The sequence below is a fragment of the Mycobacterium novum genome (assembly GCF_010726505.1).
Lineage (GTDB): Bacteria > Actinomycetota > Actinomycetes > Mycobacteriales > Mycobacteriaceae > Mycobacterium > Mycobacterium algericum.
Map to the genome: position 1 here is coordinate 2,393,256 of NZ_AP022562.1, position 23,419 is coordinate 2,416,674.

General features: G+C 70.1%; 20 protein-coding genes and 1 tRNA gene. 12 read left to right on the forward strand and 9 right to left on the reverse strand.

The genetic code is table 11. The features are described 5' to 3' along the window. Positions 1-60: 60 nt before the first annotated feature. From egtA to G6N19_RS11020, 6 genes are all read left to right on the forward strand, one after another. Complete coding sequence (gene egtA, locus G6N19_RS10995) at positions 61-1,347, forward strand: ergothioneine biosynthesis glutamate--cysteine ligase EgtA (protein WP_193464925.1); 1,287 nt, start codon at positions 61-63, stop codon at positions 1,345-1,347. After that, complete coding sequence (gene egtB / locus G6N19_RS11000) at positions 1,344-2,648, forward strand: ergothioneine biosynthesis protein EgtB (RefSeq protein ID WP_013830904.1); 1,305 nt, start codon at positions 1,344-1,346, stop codon at positions 2,646-2,648. The genes egtA and egtB overlap by 4 nt, the downstream gene beginning before the upstream one ends. Then, the gene (gene egtC, locus G6N19_RS11005) at positions 2,648-3,349 is read left to right on the forward strand and encodes an ergothioneine biosynthesis protein EgtC (protein WP_193464926.1); all 702 of its coding nucleotides are present in this window, start codon (positions 2,648-2,650) and stop codon (positions 3,347-3,349) included. Before egtB ends, egtC begins: the two co-directional genes overlap by 1 nt. Further along, positions 3,346-4,326 carry an L-histidine N(alpha)-methyltransferase gene (egtD, locus tag G6N19_RS11010; protein WP_193464927.1) on the forward strand — a complete coding sequence of 327 codons (981 nt, stop codon included), beginning with the start codon at positions 3,346-3,348 and terminating at the stop codon, positions 4,324-4,326. Before egtC ends, egtD begins: the two co-directional genes overlap by 4 nt. Further along, on the forward strand, positions 4,275-5,414 hold the full coding sequence (egtE, locus tag G6N19_RS11015) for an ergothioneine biosynthesis PLP-dependent enzyme EgtE (RefSeq protein ID WP_408632432.1): 1,140 nt from the start codon (positions 4,275-4,277) through the stop codon (positions 5,412-5,414). The genes egtD and egtE overlap by 52 nt, the downstream gene beginning before the upstream one ends. A 112-nt stretch (positions 5,415-5,526) precedes the next feature. Then, positions 5,527-6,837, forward strand: a complete 1,311-nt coding sequence (locus tag G6N19_RS11020; RefSeq protein ID WP_193464929.1) for a class I SAM-dependent methyltransferase — start codon at positions 5,527-5,529, stop codon at positions 6,835-6,837. 47 nt (positions 6,838-6,884) lie between these two features. Here G6N19_RS11020 and G6N19_RS11025 read toward each other — a convergent pair whose 3' ends face one another. Beyond that, the gene (locus tag G6N19_RS11025; protein WP_193464930.1) at positions 6,885-9,233 is read right to left on the reverse strand and encodes a hypothetical protein; all 2,349 of its coding nucleotides are present in this window, start codon (positions 9,231-9,233) and stop codon (positions 6,885-6,887) included. A 247-nt stretch (positions 9,234-9,480) separates the two neighbouring features. Between G6N19_RS11025 and glpK the strand changes: the two genes are divergently transcribed. Both glpK and G6N19_RS11035 read left to right on the forward strand, forming a co-directional pair. Next, positions 9,481-11,040, forward strand: coding sequence for a glycerol kinase GlpK (gene glpK / locus G6N19_RS11030; protein WP_193464931.1), 1,560 nt, complete (start codon positions 9,481-9,483; stop codon positions 11,038-11,040). Positions 11,041-11,042: 2 nt separating this feature from the next. Then, entirely contained in the window at positions 11,043-11,768 is a 726-nt protein-coding gene (locus tag G6N19_RS11035; RefSeq protein WP_193464932.1) for an HNH endonuclease family protein, read from the forward strand. 109 nt (positions 11,769-11,877) lie between these two features. Here the strand turns inward: G6N19_RS11035 and G6N19_RS11040 are convergent, their stop codons facing one another. Continuing rightward, complete coding sequence (locus tag G6N19_RS11040) at positions 11,878-12,669, reverse strand: PadR family transcriptional regulator (protein WP_013830896.1); 792 nt, start codon at positions 12,667-12,669, stop codon at positions 11,878-11,880. Positions 12,670-12,853: 184 nt separating this feature from the next. Further along, positions 12,854-13,675, reverse strand: coding sequence for an RDD family protein (locus tag G6N19_RS11045; protein WP_013830895.1), 822 nt, complete (start codon positions 13,673-13,675; stop codon positions 12,854-12,856). Between the two features lie 86 nt (positions 13,676-13,761). Between G6N19_RS11045 and G6N19_RS11050 the strand changes: the two genes are divergently transcribed. Continuing rightward, positions 13,762-14,754, forward strand: a complete 993-nt coding sequence (locus tag G6N19_RS11050) for a stage II sporulation protein M (RefSeq protein ID WP_193464933.1) — start codon at positions 13,762-13,764, stop codon at positions 14,752-14,754. A gap of 81 nt (positions 14,755-14,835) precedes the next feature. On the opposite strand, the gene G6N19_RS11055 is transcribed toward G6N19_RS11050, so the two are convergent. The 5 genes from G6N19_RS11055 to G6N19_RS11075 are packed head-to-tail and all read right to left on the reverse strand — an operon-like array spanning position 14,836 to position 20,005. Beyond that, positions 14,836-16,155, reverse strand: coding sequence for a DUF58 domain-containing protein (locus tag G6N19_RS11055; RefSeq protein WP_193464934.1), 1,320 nt, complete (start codon positions 16,153-16,155; stop codon positions 14,836-14,838). Beyond that, the gene (locus tag G6N19_RS11060) at positions 16,152-17,120 is read right to left on the reverse strand and encodes an AAA family ATPase (RefSeq protein ID WP_408632498.1); all 969 of its coding nucleotides are present in this window, start codon (positions 17,118-17,120) and stop codon (positions 16,152-16,154) included. The genes G6N19_RS11055 and G6N19_RS11060 overlap by 4 nt, the downstream gene beginning before the upstream one ends. Beyond that, positions 17,114-18,223 (reverse strand): DUF4350 domain-containing protein, encoded by a 1,110-nt coding sequence (locus G6N19_RS11065; RefSeq protein WP_041319043.1) that lies wholly within the window; start codon positions 18,221-18,223, stop codon positions 17,114-17,116. The genes G6N19_RS11060 and G6N19_RS11065 overlap by 7 nt, the downstream gene beginning before the upstream one ends. After that, on the reverse strand, positions 18,220-18,828 hold the full coding sequence (locus G6N19_RS11070; protein WP_013830890.1) for a DUF4129 domain-containing protein: 609 nt from the start codon (positions 18,826-18,828) through the stop codon (positions 18,220-18,222). Before G6N19_RS11070 ends, G6N19_RS11065 begins: the two co-directional genes overlap by 4 nt. 10 nt (positions 18,829-18,838) lie before the next feature. After that, positions 18,839-20,005, reverse strand: a complete 1,167-nt coding sequence (locus tag G6N19_RS11075; protein ID WP_193466376.1) for a hypothetical protein — start codon at positions 20,003-20,005, stop codon at positions 18,839-18,841. Positions 20,006-20,033: 28 nt separating this feature from the next. Between G6N19_RS11075 and G6N19_RS11080 the strand changes: the two genes are divergently transcribed. From G6N19_RS11080 to G6N19_RS11090, 3 genes are all read left to right on the forward strand, one after another. Further along, a complete protein-coding gene (locus tag G6N19_RS11080) occupies positions 20,034-20,498 on the forward strand; it encodes a GatB/YqeY domain-containing protein (protein ID WP_013830888.1) in 465 nt (154 codons plus the stop codon). Positions 20,499-20,504: 6 nt separating this feature from the next. After that, positions 20,505-22,304 (forward strand): glycoside hydrolase family 15 protein, encoded by a 1,800-nt coding sequence (locus G6N19_RS11085; protein ID WP_013830886.1) that lies wholly within the window; start codon positions 20,505-20,507, stop codon positions 22,302-22,304. An 88-nt stretch (positions 22,305-22,392) separates the two neighbouring features. Beyond that, a complete protein-coding gene (locus tag G6N19_RS11090) occupies positions 22,393-23,022 on the forward strand; it encodes a S1 family peptidase (RefSeq protein ID WP_013830885.1) in 630 nt (209 codons plus the stop codon). A 284-nt stretch (positions 23,023-23,306) separates the two neighbouring features. Here the strand turns inward: G6N19_RS11090 and G6N19_RS11095 are convergent. After that, positions 23,307-23,380 (reverse strand) — tRNA-Pro (locus G6N19_RS11095). Between the last annotated feature and the right edge of the window lie 39 nt (positions 23,381-23,419).

Below are 23,419 nucleotides of genomic sequence, written 5' to 3' on the forward strand. Positions count from 1 at the left end.
GTCACCGTGTCGGGTGGCTCCGGTAACGTCGACAAGATCGACGGGCGGAGGGGTTGATATATGGCGCTCGCCGCGGCGACTCAACTGTCCCGCGTCGATGAGCCTTGCCCCGCCGAGACCGAACTGTCCGGTTCCGCCGAAGCCGCCGAGTACATCGCCGACCGCTGCCTCACCGATGGGCCGCCGGGCCGGGTGGGCTTAGAGATCGAGGCCCACTGCTTCGACCCGGCCGATCCGCTTCGGCGACCCGGTTGGGCGGAGATCGGCGACGTGCTGCAGTCGCTTCCCGGGTTGCCGGGCGGCAGCAGGGTCACCGTGGAACCCGGTGGCGCGGTGGAGTTGTCCAGCCCGCCGTTGGCCGGTGCACCCGCCGCGATCGCAGCAATGGCCGCCGATCAGGCGGTGCTGCGAGCCGCGTTCGCCGAGGCCGGACTGGGGCTGGTGGCCCTCGGTGGTGACCCGTTGCGGCCGACGCAGCGCATCAACCCGGGCCCGCGTTACGCGGCGATGGAGCAGTTCTTCGCCGCCAGCCACACCGGTTCGGCCGGTGCGGCGATGATGACGTCGACGGCATCGGTCCAGCTCAACCTGGATGCCGGCCGGCGTTCCAGGTGGGCCGACCGGGTACGGCTGGCGCACGCTTTGGGCCCGACCATGGTCGCGATCGCCGCCAATTCCCCACTGTTGAGCGGGGAGTTCTCCGGCTGGCGTTCCACCCGGCAACGGGTCTGGAGCCGGCTGGACTCGATGCGGTGCGGTCCCGTCCTGGGACTGGACGGCACCGACCCGGCCTCCGATTGGGCGCGCTACGCCCTGAAGGCGCCGGTGATGCTGGTGCATGCACCCGACGCCATCCCGGTCAGCCGGTATGTGCCGTTCGCCGACTGGGCCGACGGACGGGTGCGGCTGGGTGGCCGCCGCGCCGCCATCGCCGACCTCGACTACCACCTGACCACGTTGTTCCCGCCGGTGCGCCCCCGCGGCTGGCTGGAAATCCGCTACCTCGACAGCGTCGGTGATGCGCTCTGGCCGGCGATCGTCTTCACCTTGGCGACCCTGCTCGACGACCCGGCCACGGCCGACGCCGCCGCCGAGGCCGTCGCGCCCGTCGCGACCGCCTGGGACGTCGCCGCCCGGATCGGCCTGGCCGACCCGCGGCTGCACGCGGCCGCCCGGCGATGCGTGGGGCTGGTGGCCGGCCGGGCACCGGCCTCGCTGCGTGACGGGATGGACCGGTTGGCCGAGATGGTCGAATGGGCCCGCTGCCCGGCCGACGACGTCGCCGACGAGGTGGCTCGCACCGGCGTGACCGCGACGGTGGCGAGGCTGGCGGGAGGACGGTCGTGACCGAGGGCGTCACCAAGGCCCTCACCAAGGCCGAGACGCTGGCCGGTGAGCTGTCCCGGGCACGGGAACGCACGCTGGCGCTCGTCGACTTCGACGAGGCCGAACTGCATCGCCAGTACGACCCGCTGATGAGCCCGTTGGTGTGGGACCTGGCCCATATCGGCCAGCAGGAGGAGCTGTGGCTGCTGCGCGGCGGGGACCCGGACCGGCCCGGAATGCTGCCGGCCGACGTCGAGGGCCTCTACGACGCCTTCGTCCATCCGCGGGCCAGCCGTGTCGACCTGCCGCTGCTCTCCCCGGAGCAGGCCCGGAAATATTGCGCCACGGTCAGATCCAAGGTGTTCGACGAACTGAACGCGCTGCCCGGTGATTTCGCGGACGGTTTCGTGTTCGGGATGGTGGTCAGTCACGAACACCAGCACAACGAGACCATGCTGCAGGCACTGAACCTGCGCACCGGCGCGCCGCTGCTCGACGCCGGCCGCCCCCTGTCGGCAGGCCGGCCCGGCGTGGCCGGGACCTCGGTGCTGGTGCCGGCCGGCGAGTTCGTGCTCGGCGTCGATGCCACCGCCGAACCCTTCGCGCTCGACAACGAGCGGCCGGCGCATCGCGTGCAGGTCGCGGCCTTCCGGATTGGCCGGGTGCCGGTGACCAACGCCGAATGGCGGGCGTTCATCGACGACGGCGGCTACCGGCAACCGCGGTGGTGGACCGAGCGCGGCTGGTCCCACCGGATGCAGGCCGGGCTGACCGCACCACAGTTCTGGAGTCCCGACCACACCTGTCGGACCCGCTTCGGCCACCTCGAGGACCTCCCCGACAACGAACCGGTGCAACACGTCAGCTACTTCGAGGCGCAGGCCTACGCGACCTGGGCCGGCGCCCGGCTGCCCACCGAGATCGAGTGGGAGAAGGCCTGCGCGTGGGATCCGCAGGCGGGGGCGCGACGTCGCCGCCCCTGGGGCGACGGCGAGGCGACGGCCCAACTGGCCAACCTCGGCGGTGCGGCACTGCGCCCGGCCCCAGTCGGGGCGTACCCGAACGGCGCATCGGCCTACGGGGCCGAACAGCTGCTCGGCGACGTCTGGGAGTGGACCAGCTCCCCGCTGCAACCGTGGCCGGGCTTTACACCGATGATCTACCAACGCTATTCCGAGCCGTTCTTCGGCGGCGACTACCGGGTGCTGCGCGGCGGGTCATGGGCGGTCGCGCCCGAGATCCTACGGCCCAGCTTCCGCAACTGGGATCACCCGTACCGTCGGCAGATCTTCGCCGGCGTCCGCTTGGCCTGGGACGTCTGATGTGCCGGCATCTGGGCTGGCTGGGCAGCCCGCGTTCGCTGGCCGAGTTGATGCTGGATCCGCCGTACGGTCTGCTGGTGCAGTCCTATGCGCCGCGCCGCCAACAGCACGGGCTGCTCAACGCCGACGGGTGGGGCGCCGGGTTCTTCGATGTCAGCGGCAGCGGCGAACCGCGGCGCTGGCGCAGCGCCTCGCCGCTGTGGAGTGACACCTCGTTCGCGTCGGTGGCGCCGGTGTTGTCGAGTCATTGTGTGGTGGCCGCGGTGCGCTCGGCCACCGTCGGCATGCCGATCGAGGCCAGTGCGACCGCCCCGTTCGCGGGAGGCAACTGGCTGCTGTCGCACAACGGCGTGGTGAACCGCGCGGTGCTGTCCAGCCACGCAAAGGCCGAATCCGTCTGCGACAGCGCGATACTGGCCGCGACGATCGTCGAGCACGGGGTGGACTCGTTGGCGGAGGTGATCCTCGAGACCGCCGCGGCCGATCCGCAGGCGCGGCTGAACATCTTGGCCGCCAACGGCTCCCGTCTGTTGGCCACCACCTGGGGGGATACCTTGTCGATGTTGCACGGTGCCGACGGTGTGGTGCTGGCCAGCGAACCCTACGACGACGACCCGCGCTGGATAGACATACCGGACCGGCACCTGGTCGTCGTCCATGACGGCGAGGTCAGTGTCACCGCGTTGGAAGGAAGTCGATGACGGGGTTCGATGCGGCGGTCTCGCTGTCCAATCATCTGGCCGCCGACGCCGCCCGCACCGCGCTGCGCGACGACGTCCGGTTCGGCCTGCAACAAGATCCGAAAACGTTGCCGCCCAAATGGTTCTACGATGACGTCGGCAGCGAACTGTTCGATCGGATCACCCGGTTGCCGGAGTACTATCCGACCCGCGCCGAGACGGAGATCCTCCGCGAACACTCCGCGGAGGTGGCGGCGCTGTCCGCCGCGGACACCCTGGTCGAGTTGGGCAGCGGCACCTCAGCGAAGACCCGGATGCTGCTCGATGCGCTGCAGAACACCGGAGCGCTGCGTCGTTTCGTCCCGTTCGACGTCGACGCCGGCATCTTGGAGACGGCGGGGGAGGCCATCGCCCGCGACTATCCCGGGGTGCAGGTGCACGCCGTCTGCGGCGACTTCGAGCACCATCTGGCGCAGATCCCCGACGGGGGCAGGCGGCTGTTCGTGTTTCTCGGGTCCACCATCGGCAACCTGACGGCGGGTCCACGTGCCGACTTCCTGGCTGATCTCTCCGCGGTGATGCGCGACGGCGACGGCCTGCTGCTGGGAACCGACCTGGTCAAGGACACCGCGCGGCTGGTGCGTGCCTACGACGACGCCGCCGGCATCACGGCGGCCTTCAACCGCAACGTGCTCGCCGTGGTCAACCGGGAACTCGGCGCCGACTTCGACTTGGACGCGTTCGCTCATGTGGCGCGGTGGAATTCCGGCGAGCAGCGCATCGAGATGTGGTTGCGGTCGCGCCACCGGCAGCGCGTGGTGATCGCGGCGTTGGACCTGGCCGTCGAGTTCTCGGCCGGCGAGGAGATGCTGACCGAGGTGTCCTGCAAGTTCCGGCCGGAGCAGGTCGCCGCCGAGTTGGCCGCCGCGGGGCTGCGCCGCCGGCGATGGTGGACCGACGCGGCGGGCGATTTCGGCCTGTCGCTCGCCTTCAGATGAGCCTTGCCGACGCGTGGCGGGCGGCCCGGCCCCCGGTCGCCGGACTGCACCTGGACAGCGCCGCCTGCTCGCGGCAGAGCCATGCCGCCATGGACGCCGCCGCCCGCCACGCCCGCCATGAGGCCGAGGTCGGCGGCTACGTCGCCGCCGAGGCCGCCGCACCGGTGCTTCGCACCGCCCGGGCTGCTATCGCGGCACTGACTGGCATGGTTGCCGCCGAGGTCCAGTTCAGCACCGGGTCGCGGCACGCGCTGGATCTACTGCTGTCGCGGTGGCCGGCCGCCGGCCGTACGCTGGCCTGCCTGCCGGGGGAGTACGGCCCCAACCTGGCGATCATGGCGGTGCACGGCTTCGCCCGACAGCTGCTGCCGGTCGATGCCACCGGCCGGCTGGTGCTGGACGAGGCGGCGGCCGCGCTCGCCGCGGACCCGCCGGACCTGGTGCACCTCACCCCGGTCAGCAGCCACCGTGGACTGGTGCAGCCGCTGGCCGGCATGGCCCAAATCTGCGCGGACGCGGGGGTGCCGCTGGTGGTCGACGCCGCCCAGGCGCTGGGCCAGATCGACTGCGTGGTCGGGGGCCCCGCTGACTATGCCGTCTATTCGTCGTCACGCAAGTGGCTGGCCGGTCCCCGCGGCGTGGGGGCGCTGGCGATACGGTCGCAGCTGGCCGCGCGGCTGCAGCCCGCACCGCCAGGCGGTGATGTGAATGTCGCCGCGCAGGTGGGGTTTTCCGCTGCCGTGGCTGGGCATCTGTCGGCCGGGCCGGCGGAGGTGCGGGCCCGATTGGCCGAGGTGGGGGCGCTGAGCCGGCGGGTGCTGGCAGAAGTGCCGGGCTGGCGGGTGGTCGAGCCGGTCGAGGAGTCCAGCGCGATCACCACCTTGGCGCCGGTGGCGGGCGCCGACCCGGCGGCGGTGCGCTCCGGTCTGCTCGCCCAGCACCGCATCGTCACCACCGCGGCCGGCGTCGAACGCGCACCGCTGGAACTGACCTCGCCGGTGCTGCGGATCTCACCGCACGTCGACACCACTGAGGCGGACTTGGCGACGTTCGCCCAGGCTTTGGTGGCCGTGACCGCAGCGTGCTGAACCGCTGCAGATCCAGCACCGTTTCCCCGATTGAGCCACTCGTGATGTGGGTATGGACGGAAACGCCGCCCACAAAAAGGGGGGGGAGGCCACATGGGGGGACGGTGCAGTTATGACCACATTGAAATCGGAGCGCGCTCGCTCCACCAAAGGCCGGCTGGGCCTGGCCGAGATCCTGGTGTTGCTGGCCGGCGGGGGGCAGCCGCCGATCAAGATCACCGCCTATGACGGCAGCAGCGTCGGGCCTGATGATGCCGCGCTGGCCGTCGATCTGCTCAATCCGCGCGCCACCACCTACCTGGCCACCTCGCTGGGACAACTGGGGATCGCCCGGTCCTACATCGCCGGTGACCTGGAGCTGCGCGGCGTGCACCCGGGAAACCCCTACGAGGTCCTCAACGCGCTGGCGGACCTGGAGTTCAAGCAGCCCTCGCCGCAGGCGCTGGTCAACATCATCCGGTCGATCGGTTTTCGGCACTTCAAGCCGGTCGCCCCGCCGCCGGAGGAAGCGCCGGCCAAGTGGCGCCGCACCGCGGCGGGCCTGCGGCATTCCAAGGCACGCGACGCCGATGCCATCCACCACCACTACGACGTGTCCAACACCTTCTACGAGTGGGTGCTGGGTCCGTCGATGACCTACACCTGCGCGATCTACCCGAACGCCGAGGCGACGCTGGAGCAAGCCCAGGAGAACAAGTACCGGCTGATCTTCGACAAGCTGCGGCTACAACCGGGCGACCGGTTGCTCGACGTCGGCTGCGGCTGGGGCGGCATGGTGCGCTACGCCGCCCGCCGCGGGGTGCGCGCAGTCGGCGCCACCCTGTCGGCCGAACAGGTCGATTGGGCGCAGCGGGCGATCGCCGACGAGGGGCTCTCCGATCTGGCCGAAGTCCGGCACTGCGACTACCGCGACGTGGCCGAGACCGGCTTCGACGCGGTGTCCTCGATCGGACTCACCGAGCACATCGGGGTGAAGAACTACCCGTCGTACTTCGGTTTCCTCAAGTCGAAGCTGCGTACCGGTGGCCTGCTGCTCAACCACTGCATCACCTTGCCGGACAACTCGACGTTCAAGGGTGACGCGTTCACCGACCGGTATGTCTTTCCCGACGGCGAGATCACCGGCGCGGGGCGAGTGATCACCGAGATCCAGCAAGCTGGTTTTGAGGTGGTGCACGAGGAGGACTTCCGGCATCACTACGCCAAGACGCTGCGCTGCTGGAGCCAGAACCTCGTCGACCACTGGGACGAGGCCGTCGCCGAGGTCGGCTTGGGCCGCGCCAAGGTGTGGGGTCTGTACATGGCGGCGTCAGTACTCGGTTTCGAGCGCAACCTGTTTCAGCTGCACCACGTGTTGGCCACCAAGGTCGGTGAGCGAGGCGAGGACGGGGGATTGCCGCTGCGGCCCTGGTGGCAGCCCTAACAACCGCTCGGCGCGCCGGCCCCGACCGAGGGGGCCGGCGCGATTCGCTAGCGGCCGAACAGGCCGCCGCCCCCGCCGCCGAACAGCCCGCCACCCCCGCCGCCACCGAAGATGCCGCCACCGGGTTTGCCGCCGCCGCCGAAGATGCCCCCACCGGGTTTGCCGCCGAAGATGCCGCCACCCGGGTTGCCACCGAAGATCCCGCCACCGGGCTTACCGCCGAAGATCCCACCGCCGGAGCCGCCCCCGAGCTTGGGCAGGGACGGTGCGCCAGGCGCCGGAAGCGAGGGCAGTGCCGGTGCCTTGGGTGCCGGAAGCGACGGGATTGCCGGTGCCTTGGGTGCCGGAAGCGACGGCAGCGCAGGCGAATTGGGAGCCGGCAGACCCGGCAGGCTCGGCGGGTTGAATGCCGGGATACCGGGTGATGCCGGGATGGCCGGTGCCTTGGGTGCCGGAAGCGACGGGATCACCGGCGATTGGGGCAGGCCGGCCGGCGGCGCCGATTTCGGTGGCGAGATCGGCAGACCGGGCCACTGGAACGGCGCGTCGGGGTTGGCGGCCGGTGGGTTGGGCAGCTTGATCGGAGCCTCGGGGAGCTGTACCGGCGGATTCGGTTTGATCACCGGTGGGGTCGGGAGCTGCACCGGCGGGTCGGGCAGCTGGATCGGCGGGTCGGGCAGCTGCACCGGCGGATTCGGCTTGATCACCGGGGGATCGGGTAGCTGCACCGGTGGGTTGGGCTTGATCACCGGCGGAATCGGTTTGATCACCGGGGGATCGGGCTTGACCACCGGCGGGTCGGGTAGCTGCACCGGTGGGTTGGGCTTGATCACCGGCGGGATCGGTTTGATCACCGGGGGATTCGGCTTGACTACGGGCGGGATCGGAATCTCCACCGGGGGATTGGGCTTGACGACCGGCGGTAACGGTTCGACGACGATCGGTGGCACCGGTTTGACGTCCGGTGGGTTGGGCTTGATCACCGGCGGGGCCGGGATCTCCAGCGGCGGAGCAGGCACCACGCTGGGCGGTGTGGGCGCGCTGGGCAGCTTCGCAGGCAACCCGAGCAGGAAGGACAGGTCGGGCAGCGCCGCTGCGACCGGCCGAATCGACGGCGTCGAGTGGTGCACCGGCACCGGCACCGGCACCGGCAGCGGCGCCGGGGTGAAGGTGAACGGGCTTGCGAGGGGCACCGCAGCAGGCGGCGGCTGCAACGCGGGCCCGAACACTGGAGGTGCCGCGGGCGACGGCGGCATCGGAACTGAAACCGGGGCCGCTGGTGGCATTTCCAGCGGGGGCAGCGGCAGCGCGTCCGGCTGATTCATTGCCACCGGCGGCTCGACATAGGGTTGCAAGGCCGGTTCCTGCATCTTCGGCGGGGTGAGTGGAAAGCTCAGCGCCCGGCCGATCTCCGGCCGCAATGCGACCAGATTGGGGGTGATGTCCAGCGCCATCGACACCATCAGCGCCGAGGCCGCGGCGAACGTGGCCGAAGCCAATACCGTCCCGGCGACCAGTAGCGGACGTCGGGTCGACGGGCCGACGGGGTGAATGAGTTCGGTGGCGGTCTCGTCCTCCTCGTCGGAGACCGCACTGTAGGCCAGGTCGTCGGCTTCCAGGCCAGGGATGTCGTAGTAGCCGGGCGAGATCGCACTGGAGTCGGCTTCCTGGGTGTAGGCCAGCGCCGCGGTGGGGTATTCGACAGCCCTGGTCACCTGGGTCGAGGCCAGCGCGGCGCCGCGAGCGAGTGCCGTCTGTGGTTCGGCAGGCTCGCACACCTCCCGCCCGACCGTCGCCTCCAGCCGCGGCCTGATCGCGGTCGCGTCGGCCGCGGTGCAGACCAGAAACAGGCCGTCGGGGCGGGTCTCTGGGGTGTTGAGCCGCTCGGCGACGGACTCGACGGCGGCGGTGGCGTCACCGTCGGCCAGGAACTGCCGGAAGAGCCGGGTGATGGAGCCGTCGATGCAATCGACCACGGCCAGTGTCGCGTCGGACGCCCCCACCGACAGCAGGCCCATCCGGTCACAGCCGACGGTCTGGCCCAGGTTGCGGGCCAAGCTGGCGGCGGCCAGGTCGGGCGAGATCAGCGCGATGTCTTTCAGCTCCTCGAGGTCCCCGGCTGCCAGTCGCGAACCCAATTCAGCGGCATCGAGCGGGTCGGTCACGGTCACCCCGGTCGAAACCAGGCGATACCCCGCGGTGTCGGCGGCGTTGCGTGCCCGCAGAATCGCGGCGATCAGCGCGTCGACCGCGGCGAATGCTGCGGTGTGGTCGGTCGGCAGATCGAAGCTGTGCGTCTCCAGGATGACGCCGTCCCCGTTGTCACCGCCCACCAGCACGGTGTGGATGGTGGCAGGCGGGCTTGAGGCAAGCGCCACACCGAGAACAACGTCCATTGCTCCTCCGATTCAGTTTTGACCTGCACGCGCCGGCCGTGGCGACGAGGGCGACGGACGGCTTCGCGGATGCCGACCGACACCGTTTGTTCACCAATACGACATCTACCGGTGACACATCGAAATATGCGATCGTGCGAATGAACGCTGACTGTGGCTTCGTGAAGAGTGTCTAATTTTGTGGACGGGAGTCGTCGCCGTGCCGTGGGCCCCCTAGCGCCGCCCGATCCGCGCCAGGTGGGTCATGATGGACGCACGGACCGGCAGGGCACGTGGACAGGAGTCAGACTTGGGCGATTTCGTCGCGTCGATCGACCAGGGCGCCACCAGTACCCGCTGCATCATCTTCGACCATGACGGCGCCGAGATCGGCCGTCACCAGCTCGAACACGAACAGATCCTGCCGCGCGCCGGCTGGGTCGAGCATGACCCGTTCGAGCTGTGGAACCACACCGCGGCGGTGTTGGTGTCCGCACTCAACACCACCAAGCTGCAAGCCTCCGACCTGGCGGCGATGGGTATTGCCAACCAGCGCGAGACGACGGTGGTGTGGAACAAGAACACCGGTCAGCCGTACCACAACGCGATCGTCTGGCAGGACACCCGGACCGACTACATCGCCGCCGCGCTGGAGCGGGACGGCCACGGCGAGCTGATCCGGCGCAAGGCGGGGCTGCCGCCCGCCACGTATTTCTCCGGCGGCAAGCTGCAGTGGATTCTCGACAACGTCGACGGGGTGCGCGCCGACGCCGAACGCGGCGACGCGTTGTTCGGAACCTGTGACACCTGGGTGCTGTGGAACCTGACCGGCGGCCCGCGCGGCGGGGTGCACCTGACCGACGTCACCAACGCCAGCCGGACCATGCTGATGAACCTGGAGACCCTGGACTGGGACGACGAACTGCTGGCGCTGTTCTCGATCCCGCGCGAGATGCTGCCGCGTATCACACCGTCGTCGTCGCGGCGGCGACATGCCGTCACCGTCAGTACCGGGCCGGTGCGCGGCGAGGTGCCGATCGCCGGCATCCTGGGCGACCAGCAGAGTGCGATGGTCGGGCAGGTCTGCCTGTCGGCGGGGGAGGCCAAGAACACCTACGGCACCGGAAACTTCCTGCTGCTCAACACCGGTGAGCAGATCGTCCGCTCGGACAACGGGCTGCTGACCACGGTCTGCTACCAGTTCGGCGATGCCAAGCCGGTCTACGCCCTGGAAGGTTCGATCGCGGTCACCGGCTCGGCGGTGCAGTGGCTACGCGACCAACTGGGCATCATCAGCGGCGCCACACAGGTGGAGTCGCTGGCCCGCCAGGTCACCGACAACGGCGGAATGTACTTCGTGCCGGCGTTCTCCGGGTTGTTCGCGCCGTACTGGCGTTCGGATGCCCGCGGCGCGATCGTCGGGTTGTCGCGATTCAACACCAACGCGCACCTGGCCCGGGCGACGCTGGAGGCCATCTGTTATCAGAGCCGGGACGTGGCCGAGGCGATGGAAGCCGATTCCGGTGTGCACCTGGGGGTTTTGAAGGTTGACGGCGGCATCACCGCCAACGACCTGTGCATGCAGATCCAAGCCGACGTGCTCGGCGTCGACGTGGTCAAACCGGTGGTCGCCGAGACCACTGCGCTGGGAGCGGCGTACGCGGCCGGGCTGGGCGTGGGGTTCTGGAAGAGCCCCGACGACCTGCGTGCCAACTGGCAGGAGCACAAGCGCTGGACCCCCACCTGGTCGCAGGACCAGCGCGCCGAAGGTTATGCCGGGTGGCGAAAGGCCGTGCAGCGCACGCTGGACTGGGTCGAACTTCCCTGACAATGGCCGCACGCAGGCGGGTGCTTCCCGGTGCGGTGGTCGTGCTGGTGGCGGCAGCCGTCGTCGGGTGGGCATGGTGGCAGAACAGCGACTCGTCGCGTTCTTCCGGGCCGTCGCCGACCTGGACGCCAGCCACCCCGAGCGCCACGCCGTTGAACTCCGGTTACGACGCCGCCCGCCGGATGCTCGTCGGGTTGCCGGTCAAGGGCTGGGATCGGGCGCAGGACTTCAAGCGCTACCGGTTCGGTGAGCGTTGGAGCGATGACGTCGATGTCGAATTCGGCCACAACGGCTGCAACACCCGTGACGACATCCTGCGCCGCGACCTGACCCGGGTCGAACTGCGCCGCGGCACCTGCCTGGTCCAGCGCGGCATCCTGCACGACCCGTACTCCGGGCAGACCATCGAATTCACCCGGGGCCCCGCGACATCCGAGGCCGTTCAGGTCGACCACCTGGTTTCGCTGGCGGACGCCTGGTACAAAGGTGCGCGCGGCTGGGACGACGCGCGGCGTCGCGACTTCGCCAACGACCCGCGCAATCTGCTGGCGGTGAGCGCACAGGCCAACTTCGACAAGGCATTCCGCGACGCCGCCGGCTGGCTGCCGGCGAACGCCGCGTTCGAATGTGAATTCGTGGCCCGTCAGGTCGCCGTCAAAACCGACTACCGACTCTGGGTCTCGGCCAACGAGAAGTCCGCGATGCACCGGGTCCTGCGTCGCTGTTGAGTTCGCCGGGGCGAATCAGCGTGACCCGTGGTGAGTGGGAATCCCACGACGCGACACGCCGGCTACGCGTCGTGAGACTCCGACTCGAGGGCGGGACGGCGGGGAAGCCTCAGTCGGCCTCGCCGAGGATGCCGTAGATTTCCTTGCGGGCGCTGTTGACGATGTCGACGATGCGCTGCTGCTGTTCGGGCGTGGCGGCCTGGCTGGCCTGCCCGACCGCGCCGAACAGCTGGCCGACCGCGGTGCGCAGCCGAAGCTGCCCCGGGTCGGCGCCGTCGGCGATCTCCTCCCACGGTGGGGTCTCGATCTCCTCGGCGACCGCGCGACCGTCCTCGGTCAACTCGAAAAGCCGCTTCTTGCCGTCGGTTTCGCTTCCGCTGATCAGACCCTCGTCAACCAGCATCTGCAACGTCGGATACACCGACCCCGGGCTGGGGCGCCAGAGTTGCTGGCTGCGTTCGGCGATCTGCTGGATGATCTCGTAGCCGTGCATCGGGCCCTCGGCCAGCAGTGCCAGGATGGCGAGCCGCACATCACCACGCCGGCCGCGGTGGCCACGTCGATGCCCGCGGCCCCTGGGCGGACCGAAGCCGAAACCGAAACCGGGACCCCCGGCACCGAAACCGGGACCGAAGCCCGGGCCGAAACCGTGGCGGAACTCGGGGCCGAACCCCGCGCCGAAGCCGGGGCCCTCGGGATCGTGGCCGGGGTGCAAGCCGAACGGCCCGCAGGGCTCGGCGCCGTGGTCGCGCAGTTGCCGGCGGAACTCGCGCCGGGCGTGCCGGCGCGCCGCGTGGGCGGCCCGGCGTTGCTGCGGGGTGGCGGCTCCGAACCCGAATCCACCGGACTGCTCAGGGTCGTGCGTGAAGGGTCCGTCGGGCGGACCGAAGGGGACATTCATAACTCACCTCTGGTGCGCTGGGTCGGAGGCGTTCGTCGCTTCCGATACGGTCACGATATATCGCAACCTATCGCCTCGGCAAGGCGGCGGCGCAAGAGCACGGTGTCGCGGTGGCCACCAGGGACGCTCGGGCGCGCTCCACCTACGAGGCGCTGGGCGTCACCGTCGAACAACCCTGACCGAGTCAGCGCGGTGGCGCGTACCCGCCCGGTCCTGCCGGCGGCCAGGACGGCGGCGGGTAGGGGATGGGCGGCCCGGCCTGCAGCCGGGCCAGCTCACGTTGATGGCGCTCGGCGAGCACCGCCGCCAGCACCAGTTCCGGCGGCGCGTCCGGGGGTGGGGGCGGCGAGATGTGGGCGAGCACTTCACCGGAGATCCGGTAGGCCATCATCTGCCTGGTGTGCGGATCGAGTTGTGCGGCACGGCCGAGAAATTGTCTTGCCAGCTCAGCTGATTCGGATCGCAGCCCCGAGAGTTGCAGGGTGGACGCCCACCACGCCAGCCCGGGAGGCATCTGCGGTGGCGGCGCCGCGGCCGGCCCGCGTTCACTGATCACCATCGTGCCGGCGAAGATGTCGCCCAGGCGTTTCCCGCGCGCCGACAGCAGGCTGGCGATCACCGCCGGGCTGCCGGTCAGCGCCCAGATCTCCACCACGCCGGCCAGCGCCCGAAACAGCGCCTGCCGGAAGCGTTCCGGGCCGCCGTCGTCGGAGACCACCCGCAGTCCCATCGCCATCTTTCCCAGCGACCGGCCGCGGGTGAGGGTCTCGATTGTGACCGGATAGCCGACCAGCAGCACCACCGCGAAGATGATCATGATCGCGGCGGTCAGGGCGGCGTCGAAGCGGCCGAGGGTCATCGCCCACAGCACCATCGAACACACGTAGGCCACCATGACGACGGTGATGTCGATCAGCGCGCTGACCGCGCGGACCGGCAGCTGCGCGATCGGTATGTCGAGAACGACGGCGTCGCCGGTCACCAGCTCGTGGCTGCGATTCGGCATAGCGCAGACGCTACCCGCCGATCCGGCACCAGCGGAGAACTCCTGGCCGTACCTATGGCGGGACCTGTCTCGCTACGCTCGACGCCGTGGATGTCGACGCCTTCGTGCTGACCCATCGCCCGGCCTGGGATCGGCTGGAGGCACTGGTGAAAAAGCGCCGCCGGCTCGACGGCGCCGAACTCGACGAGCTTGTGGAGCTCTACCAGCGGGTCTCCACCCACCTGTCGGTGCTGCGCTCGTCGTCGACGGATGCGGCACTCATCGGCCGGCTCTCCGGGTTGGTGGCACGCTCGCGTGCCGCCGTCACCGGTGCGCACGCCCCGCTGGCCTCGGAGTTCGCGCGCTTCTGGACGGTGTCGTTTCCGGTGGTCGCCTACCGGGCCTGGCGATGGTGGCTGGGCACCGCCGCCGCCTTCCTGGCCGTTGCGGTGGTCATCGCCTGCTGGGTGGCCGGCGACCCCGACGTGCAGGCGCTGATCGGCACGCCCGCCGAGCTCGATCAGCTGATCAACCACGACTTCGCCTCGTACTACAGCGATCACCCGGCCGGGGCCTTCGCGCTGCAGGTCTGGGTGAACAACTCCTGGGTGGCCGCGCGCGCCATCGCGTTCTCGGTGTTGCTGGGGCTGCCGATCCCGGCGCTGCTGTTGGCCAACGCCGCCAACCTCGGCGTGGCACTCGGGCTGATGTTCGGCGCCGGCCGGGGCGGCTTCATGCTCGGCCTGCTGGCGCCGCACGGCCTGCTGGAGCTGACCGCGGTGTTCCTGGCCGGTGCGGTCGGTATGCGGCTGGGCTGGATGGTGATCGCACCGGGCGACCGGCCGCGTGGACAGGTGCTCGCCGAGCAGGGCCGCGCTGTGGTCGCGGTCGCCGTGGGGCTGGTCGCGGTGCTGGCAGTGGCCGGGTTGCTGGAGGCGATGGTGACGCCGTCGCCGTTGCCGACGTGGCTGCGGGTGGGTATCGGGGTGCTGGCCGAGGCGGCGTTTCTGGCCTACGTGGTGTACTTCGGCCGCAAGGCGGTGGCCGCCGACGAGACCGGCGACATCGTCGACGCGCCCGACGTCGTTCCCACCGGCTGATTTCCTCCGCCGAGCAGACATGAAAGCCCCTTTTTCAAACACAATTCGGGGGCTTTCGCGACTGCTCGCCGACGATAAGGATCAGAGCTGTCCCGCAGCCTTCATTGCCAGATAGGCATCGGCCAGTGCCGGCGCCAGGTCATCGGGCGGCGCGTCGATGACCTGCACGCCGCTGCGGCGCAACCTGGTCGCCAGCGCCTGCCGGTCGTTGCGGGCGCGTTCGGCGGCGCCCGCGTCATACACCGCGGCCGCGTCGGTGCGTCCCCGCGCCAGCCGTTCCACCCGGGGATCGGCGACCGCGGCCAGGATCACCTGATAGTCGGCGGTCAGTTTCGGCAACACCGGCAGCAACCCCTCCTCCAGCGCGGAGGCGTTGAGGTCGGTCAACAGCACCACCAAGTCGCCCCGGCGGGCCCGCCGCGACAGCACGGAAACCATTGCCGCGGCGTCGGATTCGACCAGTGCTGGCTGCAGCGGTGCCATGGCGTCGACGAGCTGGGCGAACAGCCGGCTGCGGGCGGCTCCGAACACACCGGCGCGGGTCACCTGATCGTAGGCGAGCAGATCGACGTGGTCCCCGGCGCGCAACGCCAACGCCGCCAACAACAGTGCGCCATCCATCGACCAGTCCAGCCGGGGCCAGCCCGCCGGGTCGTTCGCGGTCGGGTCGACCCCGATCCGTCCGGCCGCGGTCCGGCCGGTGTCGAGCACGATGACGACCCGCCGGTCCCGTTCCGGCCGCCAGGTCCGCACCACCACATCGGAGCGCCGGGCGGTGGCGCGCCAGTCGATCGAACGCACATCGTCGCCGACGACATATTCGCGCAGCGAGTCGAACTCGCTGCCCTGGCCGCGGACCAACGCCGGCAGATTCCCGTCGATCTCCCGTAGCCGCGCCAATCGTGCCGGCAGGTGTTTGCGGGACAAGAACGGCGGCAATACCCGCAGCTGCCCGGGCACCCGCCGGGACCGCTGACGACCGGCCAGCCCCAGCGGGCCCACCGAGCGCACCGTGACCCGCGCGGCGTGCTGGTCACCCCGGCGAATCGGGCGCAGCTCGGTGAGCAGCCGACGCTCCTGGCCGGCGGACAGGTCGAGCAGATGGTCGCGCGGGTAGGCGCGCGCACTGGGAGACCAAGCGTCACGCAACTGCCCGCGGAACCGGTGGCCGCCGTTGACAACCGACAAAGTGGTCGCCACCGACTGGCCCAGCCGGGCTGCGCTGTCCATGGTCCGGGTGATCGCCAGCCTGGCGGGATCGGCCGCCAACACGATGTCGAGCACCACCGCGGCGCCGAGCCCGGCCAGCAGCACAGTGAACGCCGTCGCCGGCCAGGGGGCCAACGCGACGGGCAGGGCGCAGACCAGTGCGATCAGCGCGGCTCGACCGGTCAGGATCACCAGCGCGGCACCGGAACCGAGGCCAGGATGCCATCGAGCACGCCGTCCGCGCTGGCACCTTCGAGTTCGGCCTCCGGGCGCAGCATCACCCGATGCCGCAGGGTTGCCGGGGCCATCGCCTTGACGTCGTCGGGCGTCACGTAGTTGCGCCCGGACAGCCACGCCCACGATCGCGAGGCGGCCAACAATGCGGTCGCGCCGCGCGGCGAGACGCCCAGTTGCAGAGCCGGGGAGTGCCGGGTCGCGGCGACCACGTCGACGATGTAGCCCAGCACCTGGTCGGCGACCAGCACCTGGCGCACCGCAGCGCGACCGGCCGCCAGATCCGCGGCGCCGGCCACTGGAGCGACCGCGGACAGGTCGTGCGGGTCGAAACCCCGAGCGTGCCGGGACAAGATGTCGATCTCGGCCTCCCGCCCCGGCAGCGGGACGGTCAGCTTGAGCAGGAAACGGTCGAGCTGCGCCTCGGGCAACCGGTAGGTGCCCTCGTACTCGATCGGGTTGGCGGTGGCCGCCACCATGAACATTTCAGGTAGCGGTTTGGCTACCCCGTCCACACTGACCTGCCCCTCCTCCATCGCCTCCAACAATGCCGCTTGGGTTTTCGGCGGGGTGCGGTTGATCTCGTCGGCCAGCAGCAAGTTGGTGAAGATGGGGCCGGGGCGAAAGGCGAACTGTGCGGTGTGAGTGTCGTAGACCAGCGATCCGGTGATGTCACCAGGCATCAGGTCCGGGGTGAACTGGACCCGCTTGAAGTCCAGTCGCAACGCCGCGCTCAGCGTCCGGACCAGCAGCGTCTTGGCCACACCCGGAACGCCTTCGAGCAGCACGTGGCCGCGGCACAGCAGGGCGATCACCAGGCCGCTGACCACGGCGTCCTGGCCGACCACCACTTTGGCGACCTCGTTGCGCAACGACAGCAGCGCCTCGCGGGCCGGGGGAGGCGGGGGAGTCTGTGTCACGATTCGGTGACCTGCCTTTCGATGTCGTCGAGTGCGCGGGCAAGATCGACCAGCGCGTCGTCGTCTTCCGGGTGCGGGCCGAACAGCAAGTGCCACAGCCAGTCCGGAGGTGTTCCGGTGCGCTGGGCCACCGCGGCGATCACCGCCGGCGGATCCTCGGCAGGCCCCAGGCCCAGGCGCGGGGTGAGCCGGCGCAGGGTTGCGGTACGTAGCGCGGCGGCAGCCCGGTCGCGGGCCCGGCGGGACCGGTAGAGCCGACCGAGACCCTCGACGGTCTCGGATGCGCGCACCACGACCGGCAAGGTTTCAGCGACCAGCGGGCCGAGTCGGCGTCCCTTCCACGCTGCGGCCAGCGCCAGTGCGACGCACAGCTGCCAGACCAGCCAGGTCACGTTGCTCGGGATCAGCCCGAGAATCGTTGCACTACCGGCTTTTCCGCCTTCGAAATGTTGGGGTGCGTACCAGATCAGGCGGTCCCGCGCGCCGGCCAGGTTCATCGCCAACGCGGCGTTGCCTTCGCGGGCCAGGTCGGTGTTCGTCATGAAGGAAGGGCTGCCGATTACCGTGACGGTGCGATCGTCGCTTCGATAACGCACCAGCGCACCGTTGTAGCAGCTGCGTACCGAACCGTCGTGCGAGGCAACGTAGGTGGCGGTGGCGCCGAGATCGACCGTCCCGGCTCGCTCGGCCTCGCGCAGCTTACAGGCGGGCCGGCGGGTGAACGGGCGTGCCGGTCCGGACCGGATCTCAGGTGCCAGGGCTTTGCGCGCCCGGGAGTCGGGTGCCACCAGCAGCAGGTCCCCGGGAAGGCCGGCCAGCCGCTCCAGGAGTTCGTTGCCGGCGATGCGCTGGGTCTCGGCGACCAGCATCAGCGCATCCGGGCGTGCCGCGCGGGCCACGTCGTCGAGGGTGCCGGCGATCACGACCTCGACACCGCGGTCGCGCAACAGGGTCACCACGGCGTGTGCGCCCTGTGGGGTGGTGGCGGTCGGGTCCATCCGGCCGCCCGGTCGGGGACTGGTCAGATAGGTGCCGGCCACCGACACGACCACGATTACGGCCAGGGCGAACGCAACCCACAGCCCTTTGCGTCGTGTGGCCGTCACCGGTACAGCCGCCGCTGCGTCAGGGCGCACACCTGCTCGTCGATGTCGGCGACGATCCGGTAGCCGTCCGGGGTGGCCGGCAGCTCGCCGTAGCTGACATCGTTGAACGTCTCGGCGGCCCGCAGCAAGGCGTCCGCCAGGGCGGGCAGCGCGGCGCCGGCGTCGCGGGCGAGTTCGGTCGCGGTGCGCCCCGGTGCGGCATGCAGCACCCCGGTTTCCTCGAGTTCGCGTGCCACCGCTCGCAGGCCGTGCCGGATCGCCTCGCCCCAATCTCCTGCGGCCGCACAGTGTTGCGCGGTCGCGCGGTATTCGGCGGCGCTGCGCTGCGTGGTACCGAACAACCGTTGGTCGCCGCGGCCGTCGCGCAGCATGCGCCGACCGACCGTGACCGCGGCCACCACCGCCGCCGCGAGCAGGATCAACAGCACACTGATGGTGAACCACCCGCCCGGCAGCTCTGCGCCCCGGAGAATCAGCCGCTGAACCAGCGTCTCGAGGAAGTCGATGAACTGCTGCTTCGGCGATGGCCGCGGATAGATCGGTTTGGCCAGCTCGCGTTCGGCGGCCTCCCGAGCGGCTTCGCGGTCAATGTCGACGGTGGGCACCCGGCAGTCCTCACCCCGGCGGCCGGGTCAGCCACAGCTGGTCGGTAGACCCGGCGGCGTACGGCCCGCTCGTCACACCGGTGCGCAGCACCAGGTCGAACGCTTCGGCGCGGATACGGCGATCGGTGTACAGCAGCACCGCCACCCCGGCGGTGAACGGCAGCACGATGATCTGGCCGATCGTCGCGCCTATCCGGGAGAACACGTCCAGCTGCGCCGAAGTGGTCAGCGCGTCGGCGCCGTGGGTGACCGCCATCCCGATGATGTTGAACGGAAACGCGACCGCGCTACTGACCAGCGACGCGATCAGCGCGGTCAGCGCCAGGATGCCCAGCACTCGCCAGAAACTGTTGCGCACCAGCGTGAACGACCGGCGCATCGCCTCGAAGACCGGTTGGCGTTCCAGCACGATCACCGTCGGCGCGAACGCCACCACCGCATAGCCGTAACCCAGCGCCGCGATCAGCGCCAGCACCAGCGGCAGCCCCACCAGCACTGCGGCCCCGGATCCTCCGGCGCCGCCGGCCATCACGATGACGAACACGGCGAATCCGCACAGTACCGCCGCTGCCAGGCCGACCAGGACGGTCAGGCCGATCAGCGCCGCAAAGCGGGTGCGGACGATGGCCCAGGCTTCCCCGACGGTGATCGGTGAGCCGAACACCGAACGTCCGACGACGGCGGTCAGCATGCCGGTCAGCACGATGGTGCCCAGGGCTGTCACGAGTCCCGCGCCGGCGAACGCGATCAGCCACGCCACCACGTCACCGCCGGAGATCTCGCCGGCAGACGAGCCGCGATGCTCCGGCGCGACCGCCTTCAGCAGGCCGGCCAGTGCGATACCGCTGATGATCTGGGTAGCCACCACGACGATCGCGGTCAGCCCGAGCACCACGGCCGGATTGGCCCGGACGTAGCCGACCGCACCGTTGTAGATGTCGGTCAGGCTGAGCGGGCGCAGCGGGATCACACCCGGTTTGAGTTCTGGTTGCGGATAACCCGGCGGCGGGGGCGGATAACCCGGGGGCGGGCCGTAACCCGGGGGCGGATAACCCGGGGGCGGGCCGTAGCCCGGCGGTGGTGGGCCGTAACCGGGCTGCGGGCCATACCCGGGCTGCGGGCCGTAGCCGGGCGGGGGAAAGCCAGGGCCCGGATAGCCGGGCGGCGGCGGATTCACCATGTGGCTGAGCGTAGCGTTATGCGGCATGGCGGAACTCAAATCCCGGTTGCGGGCGGACCTGACCGAAGCGATGAAGGCGCAGGACAAGCTGCGTACCGCAACCCTGCGGATGCTGCTTGCCGCGATCCAGTCCGAAGAGGTCTCCGGCAAGCAAGCCCGCGAGCTGACCGACGACGATGTGCTCAAGGTGCTGACCCGCGAGGCCCGCAAGCGGGCGGAGTCCGCCGCCATCTACACCGAGAACGGGCGCGGTGAACTCGCCGCCGAAGAACATGCCGAGGCCCGGATCATCGCCGAGTACCTGCCCGAACCGCTCAATGAGGCCGAACTGGCCGACGTCGTCGACACCGCACTGGCACAGGTGGCTGAGGAGATCGGGGAGCGGCCGCACTCCAAGCACATGGGCCTGGTGATGAAGGCCGCCACTGCGATCGCGGCGGGCAAGGCCGACGGTTCCCGACTGTCGGCCGCCGTGAAGGAACGCCTCTAGTAGCCGATGGCATCAGCGCTGATCGAGGACTACGCGCTGCTCGGTGACCTGCACACCGCGGCGTTGCTGGGCCGCGACGGCAGCATCGACTGGCTGTGCCTGCCCCGGTTCGACTCCCCGGCCTGTTTCGCGGCGCTGCTGCATGACGAATCCGCCGGTTACTGGCGCATCGCCCCGGCCGGCGGTGGCCCAGCGACCCGGCGCGGTTACCGCGGCGACACGCTGATCGTCGACAGCGAATGGGACGCCCCGGGCGGCACGGTGCGGGTCACCGACTTCATGCCGCCGCGCGGGAAGAGCGCCGACGTCGTCCGGATCGTCGAAGGCGTGTCCGGACGGGTCTCGATGCGAATGGACCTGGCGATCCGGTTCGACTACGGCAATGTGGTGCCCTGGATGCGCCGCCGTGACGACGGGCTGATCGCGGTCGCCGGCCCCGACACGCTTTGTCTGTCCAGTCCGGTCGGCATGCGGGGCGAGAACATGACCACCGTCGCTGAGTTCGAGGTGGACGCCGGCGAGAAAGTGCCGTTCGTGCTGACCCACACCCCGTCGCACCTGCTGCCGGAGGCCGTGCGGTCCGAGGCGGTGCGGGCACTGGGCAAAACCGAGTCGTTCTGGCAGAACTGGATCGACCAGTGCTCCTACCGCGGCCAGTGGGCCGACGCGGTGCGCCGCGCCGTGATCACCCTCAAAGCGCTCACCTACGCCCCGACCGGCGGGATCGTCGCCGCAGCCACCACGTCGCTACCGGAATGCATTGGCGGCGTGCGCAATTGGGACTACCGATACTGCTGGCTGCGTGACGCCACCTTCACCCTGCAGGCGCTGCTGGGCACCGGCTACGTCGCCGAAGCCAAAGCGTGGCGGGAATGGCTGGTGCGCGCCGTGGCCGGTGATCCGGCCAAGCTGCAGATCATGTACGGCCTGGACGGCACTCGTCGGCTGCCCGAGCAGACCCTGGATTGGCTGTCCGGTTACGAGGGTTCGGCGCCGGTGCGGACCGGCAACGAGGCTGCGGGCCAGTTCCAGCTCGACGTCTGGGGTGAGGTGCTCGACGGCCTGAACCTGGCGCTGGACTCCGGGCTGGAATGCGAGGACACCGCCTGGGACATCCAGCGCGCCCTGCTGGACTTCCTCGAAGGCCACTGGGACTCTCCCGACGCCAGCCTGTGGGAAGTTCGCGGCCCGCAACGGCATTTCGTGCATTCGAAGGTGATGGCGTGGGCCGGGGTGGACCGCGCGGTGCACGCGGTGCGCAACCACGGTCGGGAAGGTCCCGTCGATCGGTGGCGGGCGCTGGCCGATGCCATCCATGCCGACGTCTGCGAGCACGGCTTCGATACCGAGCGTGGCACGTTCACCCAGTACTACGGTTCGGCCGGCCTGGATTCGGCGCTGCTGCTGATTCCCCGGGTGGGGTTCCTGCCGTGGGACGACCCGCGGGTGGTGGGAACCGTCGAGGCGATACAGCGGGAATTGTCCAGCGACGGCTTCCTGCGGCGCTACGACACATCCGACGGATCGGTCGATGGGCTGCCGGGGACCGAGGGGGCGTTTCTGGTGTGCACATTCTGGCTCGCGGACGCACTGCACGGCATCGGCCGGCGCGACGAGGCGCGGGCGCTGTTCGAGCGACTGTTGGGCTTGCGCAACGACGTCGGGTTGCTCGCCGAGGAGTACGACACCGCGTCCGGGCGCCAGGTCGGCAATACGCCGCAGGCGTTTTCGATGGTCGGGCTGGTCAACACCGCGCGTGGGCTCAGCGGGGAATCGACGCGGACGAAGCCCGGTGGGAGTGGTTGACCCGGGCCAGACGACGATGGCCTGCGATTCGGGTCTCGGGCGGTCAGCGCCGGGCTAACATCACCGGGTGGTCCCGGGGTTGCGTGACATGTGGAAGCCGAGCCTGCTCACTGCCGCGCTCGCAGCGAGCGGACTGGTGTTCGCCGGCGGGGCGCCGGCCAACCCGACGGCCGGCATGGAGGTCGGCACCGACGACAGTGTCTGCACCGCCGGCTTCGCCGCCCAGAACCGCTTCGGCGACTACTTCCTGTTCACCAGCGGGCACTGCGATTCCGGCGACGGCTCGGAATGGACCGACGCCGCGGCCGCGCCACTGGGCCCGATCTTCGCCAGCGAGAACAACGGCGACGACCGCGACGCGGCCATCATCCGGCTGCGCCCCGGAACACCTCCGCCCAACGGTGGCGTCGACGGCCGCTACCGGATCCGGGATGTGTTGGGTCCCGGCCAGATCCACGTCGGCATGCCGTTCTGCAAGGTAGGTTCGCGGACCGGTGAGACGTGCGGGGAAGTGACCGAGATCGCGGGCAACGTGGTGGTGACGAACCTGTACAGCAGCGAAGGCGACAGCGGCAGCCCGGGTTTCGTGACGAACCCCGACGGCACCATCAGCGCCGCGGGAATACTGACGGGCGGCCCCGAGGGCGACGACAACACCACCTATTTCGTGATGGTCGAGCCGATATTGCGGGAGTGGCGGTTGCAGATCCTGAAGTGAGCGGCGTGGCGGGTTGTCGTTGCGGTAGTGCGAACCCGGGGGCGTCGACCCGCATCCGTTCATCGGACCCGCCGGACCCGCCGGTGTCGGCGTCGGCGGACCCGTCGGGCCTGGCGGTGTTGTGGGTCCGGTCGGGCCCCGGGCCGATCGGACCCGGCCCAGGCGGCCCCGGCCGGCGTTAGGCACCCTTCGCTGCGTTTACTGCGGCATCACCGGTGGACCGAGACAGCCAAAGGCCCTGACCGGACTTGCTGGTCAGGGCCTGTGATCTGCATCAACGCCAGTCGGGGTGGCGGGATTCGAACCCACGACCTCTTCGTCCCGAACGAAGCACGCTACCAAGCTGCGCCACACCCCGTGTGAAGCCACGACAGCGTATCGCACCGCCCCGGCAGCT

Bases quoted from the DNA above. Each gene is read 5' to 3' on its own strand.
- egtA (WP_193464925.1), top strand. From the start codon at position 61: ATGGCGCTCGCCGCGGCGACTCAACTGTCCCGCGTCGATGAGCCTTGC.
- egtC (WP_193464926.1), top strand. From the start codon at position 2,648: ATGTGCCGGCATCTGGGCTGGCTGGGCAGCCCGCGTTCGCTGGCCGAG.
- egtD (WP_193464927.1), top strand. From the start codon at position 3,346: ATGACGGGGTTCGATGCGGCGGTCTCGCTGTCCAATCATCTGGCCGCC.
- egtE (WP_408632432.1), top strand. From the start codon at position 4,275: ATGGTGGACCGACGCGGCGGGCGATTTCGGCCTGTCGCTCGCCTTCAG.
- G6N19_RS11020 (WP_193464929.1), top strand. From the start codon at position 5,527: ATGACCACATTGAAATCGGAGCGCGCTCGCTCCACCAAAGGCCGGCTG.
- G6N19_RS11025 (WP_193464930.1), bottom strand. From the start codon at position 9,233: ATGGACGTTGTTCTCGGTGTGGCGCTTGCCTCAAGCCCGCCTGCCACC.
- glpK (WP_193464931.1), top strand. From the start codon at position 9,481: ATGGACGCACGGACCGGCAGGGCACGTGGACAGGAGTCAGACTTGGGC.
- G6N19_RS11035 (WP_193464932.1), top strand. From the start codon at position 11,043: ATGGCCGCACGCAGGCGGGTGCTTCCCGGTGCGGTGGTCGTGCTGGTG.
- G6N19_RS11040 (WP_013830896.1), bottom strand. From the start codon at position 12,669: ATGAATGTCCCCTTCGGTCCGCCCGACGGACCCTTCACGCACGACCCT.
- G6N19_RS11045 (WP_013830895.1), bottom strand. From the start codon at position 13,675: ATGCCGAATCGCAGCCACGAGCTGGTGACCGGCGACGCCGTCGTTCTC.
- G6N19_RS11080 (WP_013830888.1), top strand. From the start codon at position 20,034: ATGGCGGAACTCAAATCCCGGTTGCGGGCGGACCTGACCGAAGCGATG.
- G6N19_RS11085 (WP_013830886.1), top strand. From the start codon at position 20,505: ATGGCATCAGCGCTGATCGAGGACTACGCGCTGCTCGGTGACCTGCAC.
- G6N19_RS11090 (WP_013830885.1), top strand. From the start codon at position 22,393: ATGTGGAAGCCGAGCCTGCTCACTGCCGCGCTCGCAGCGAGCGGACTG.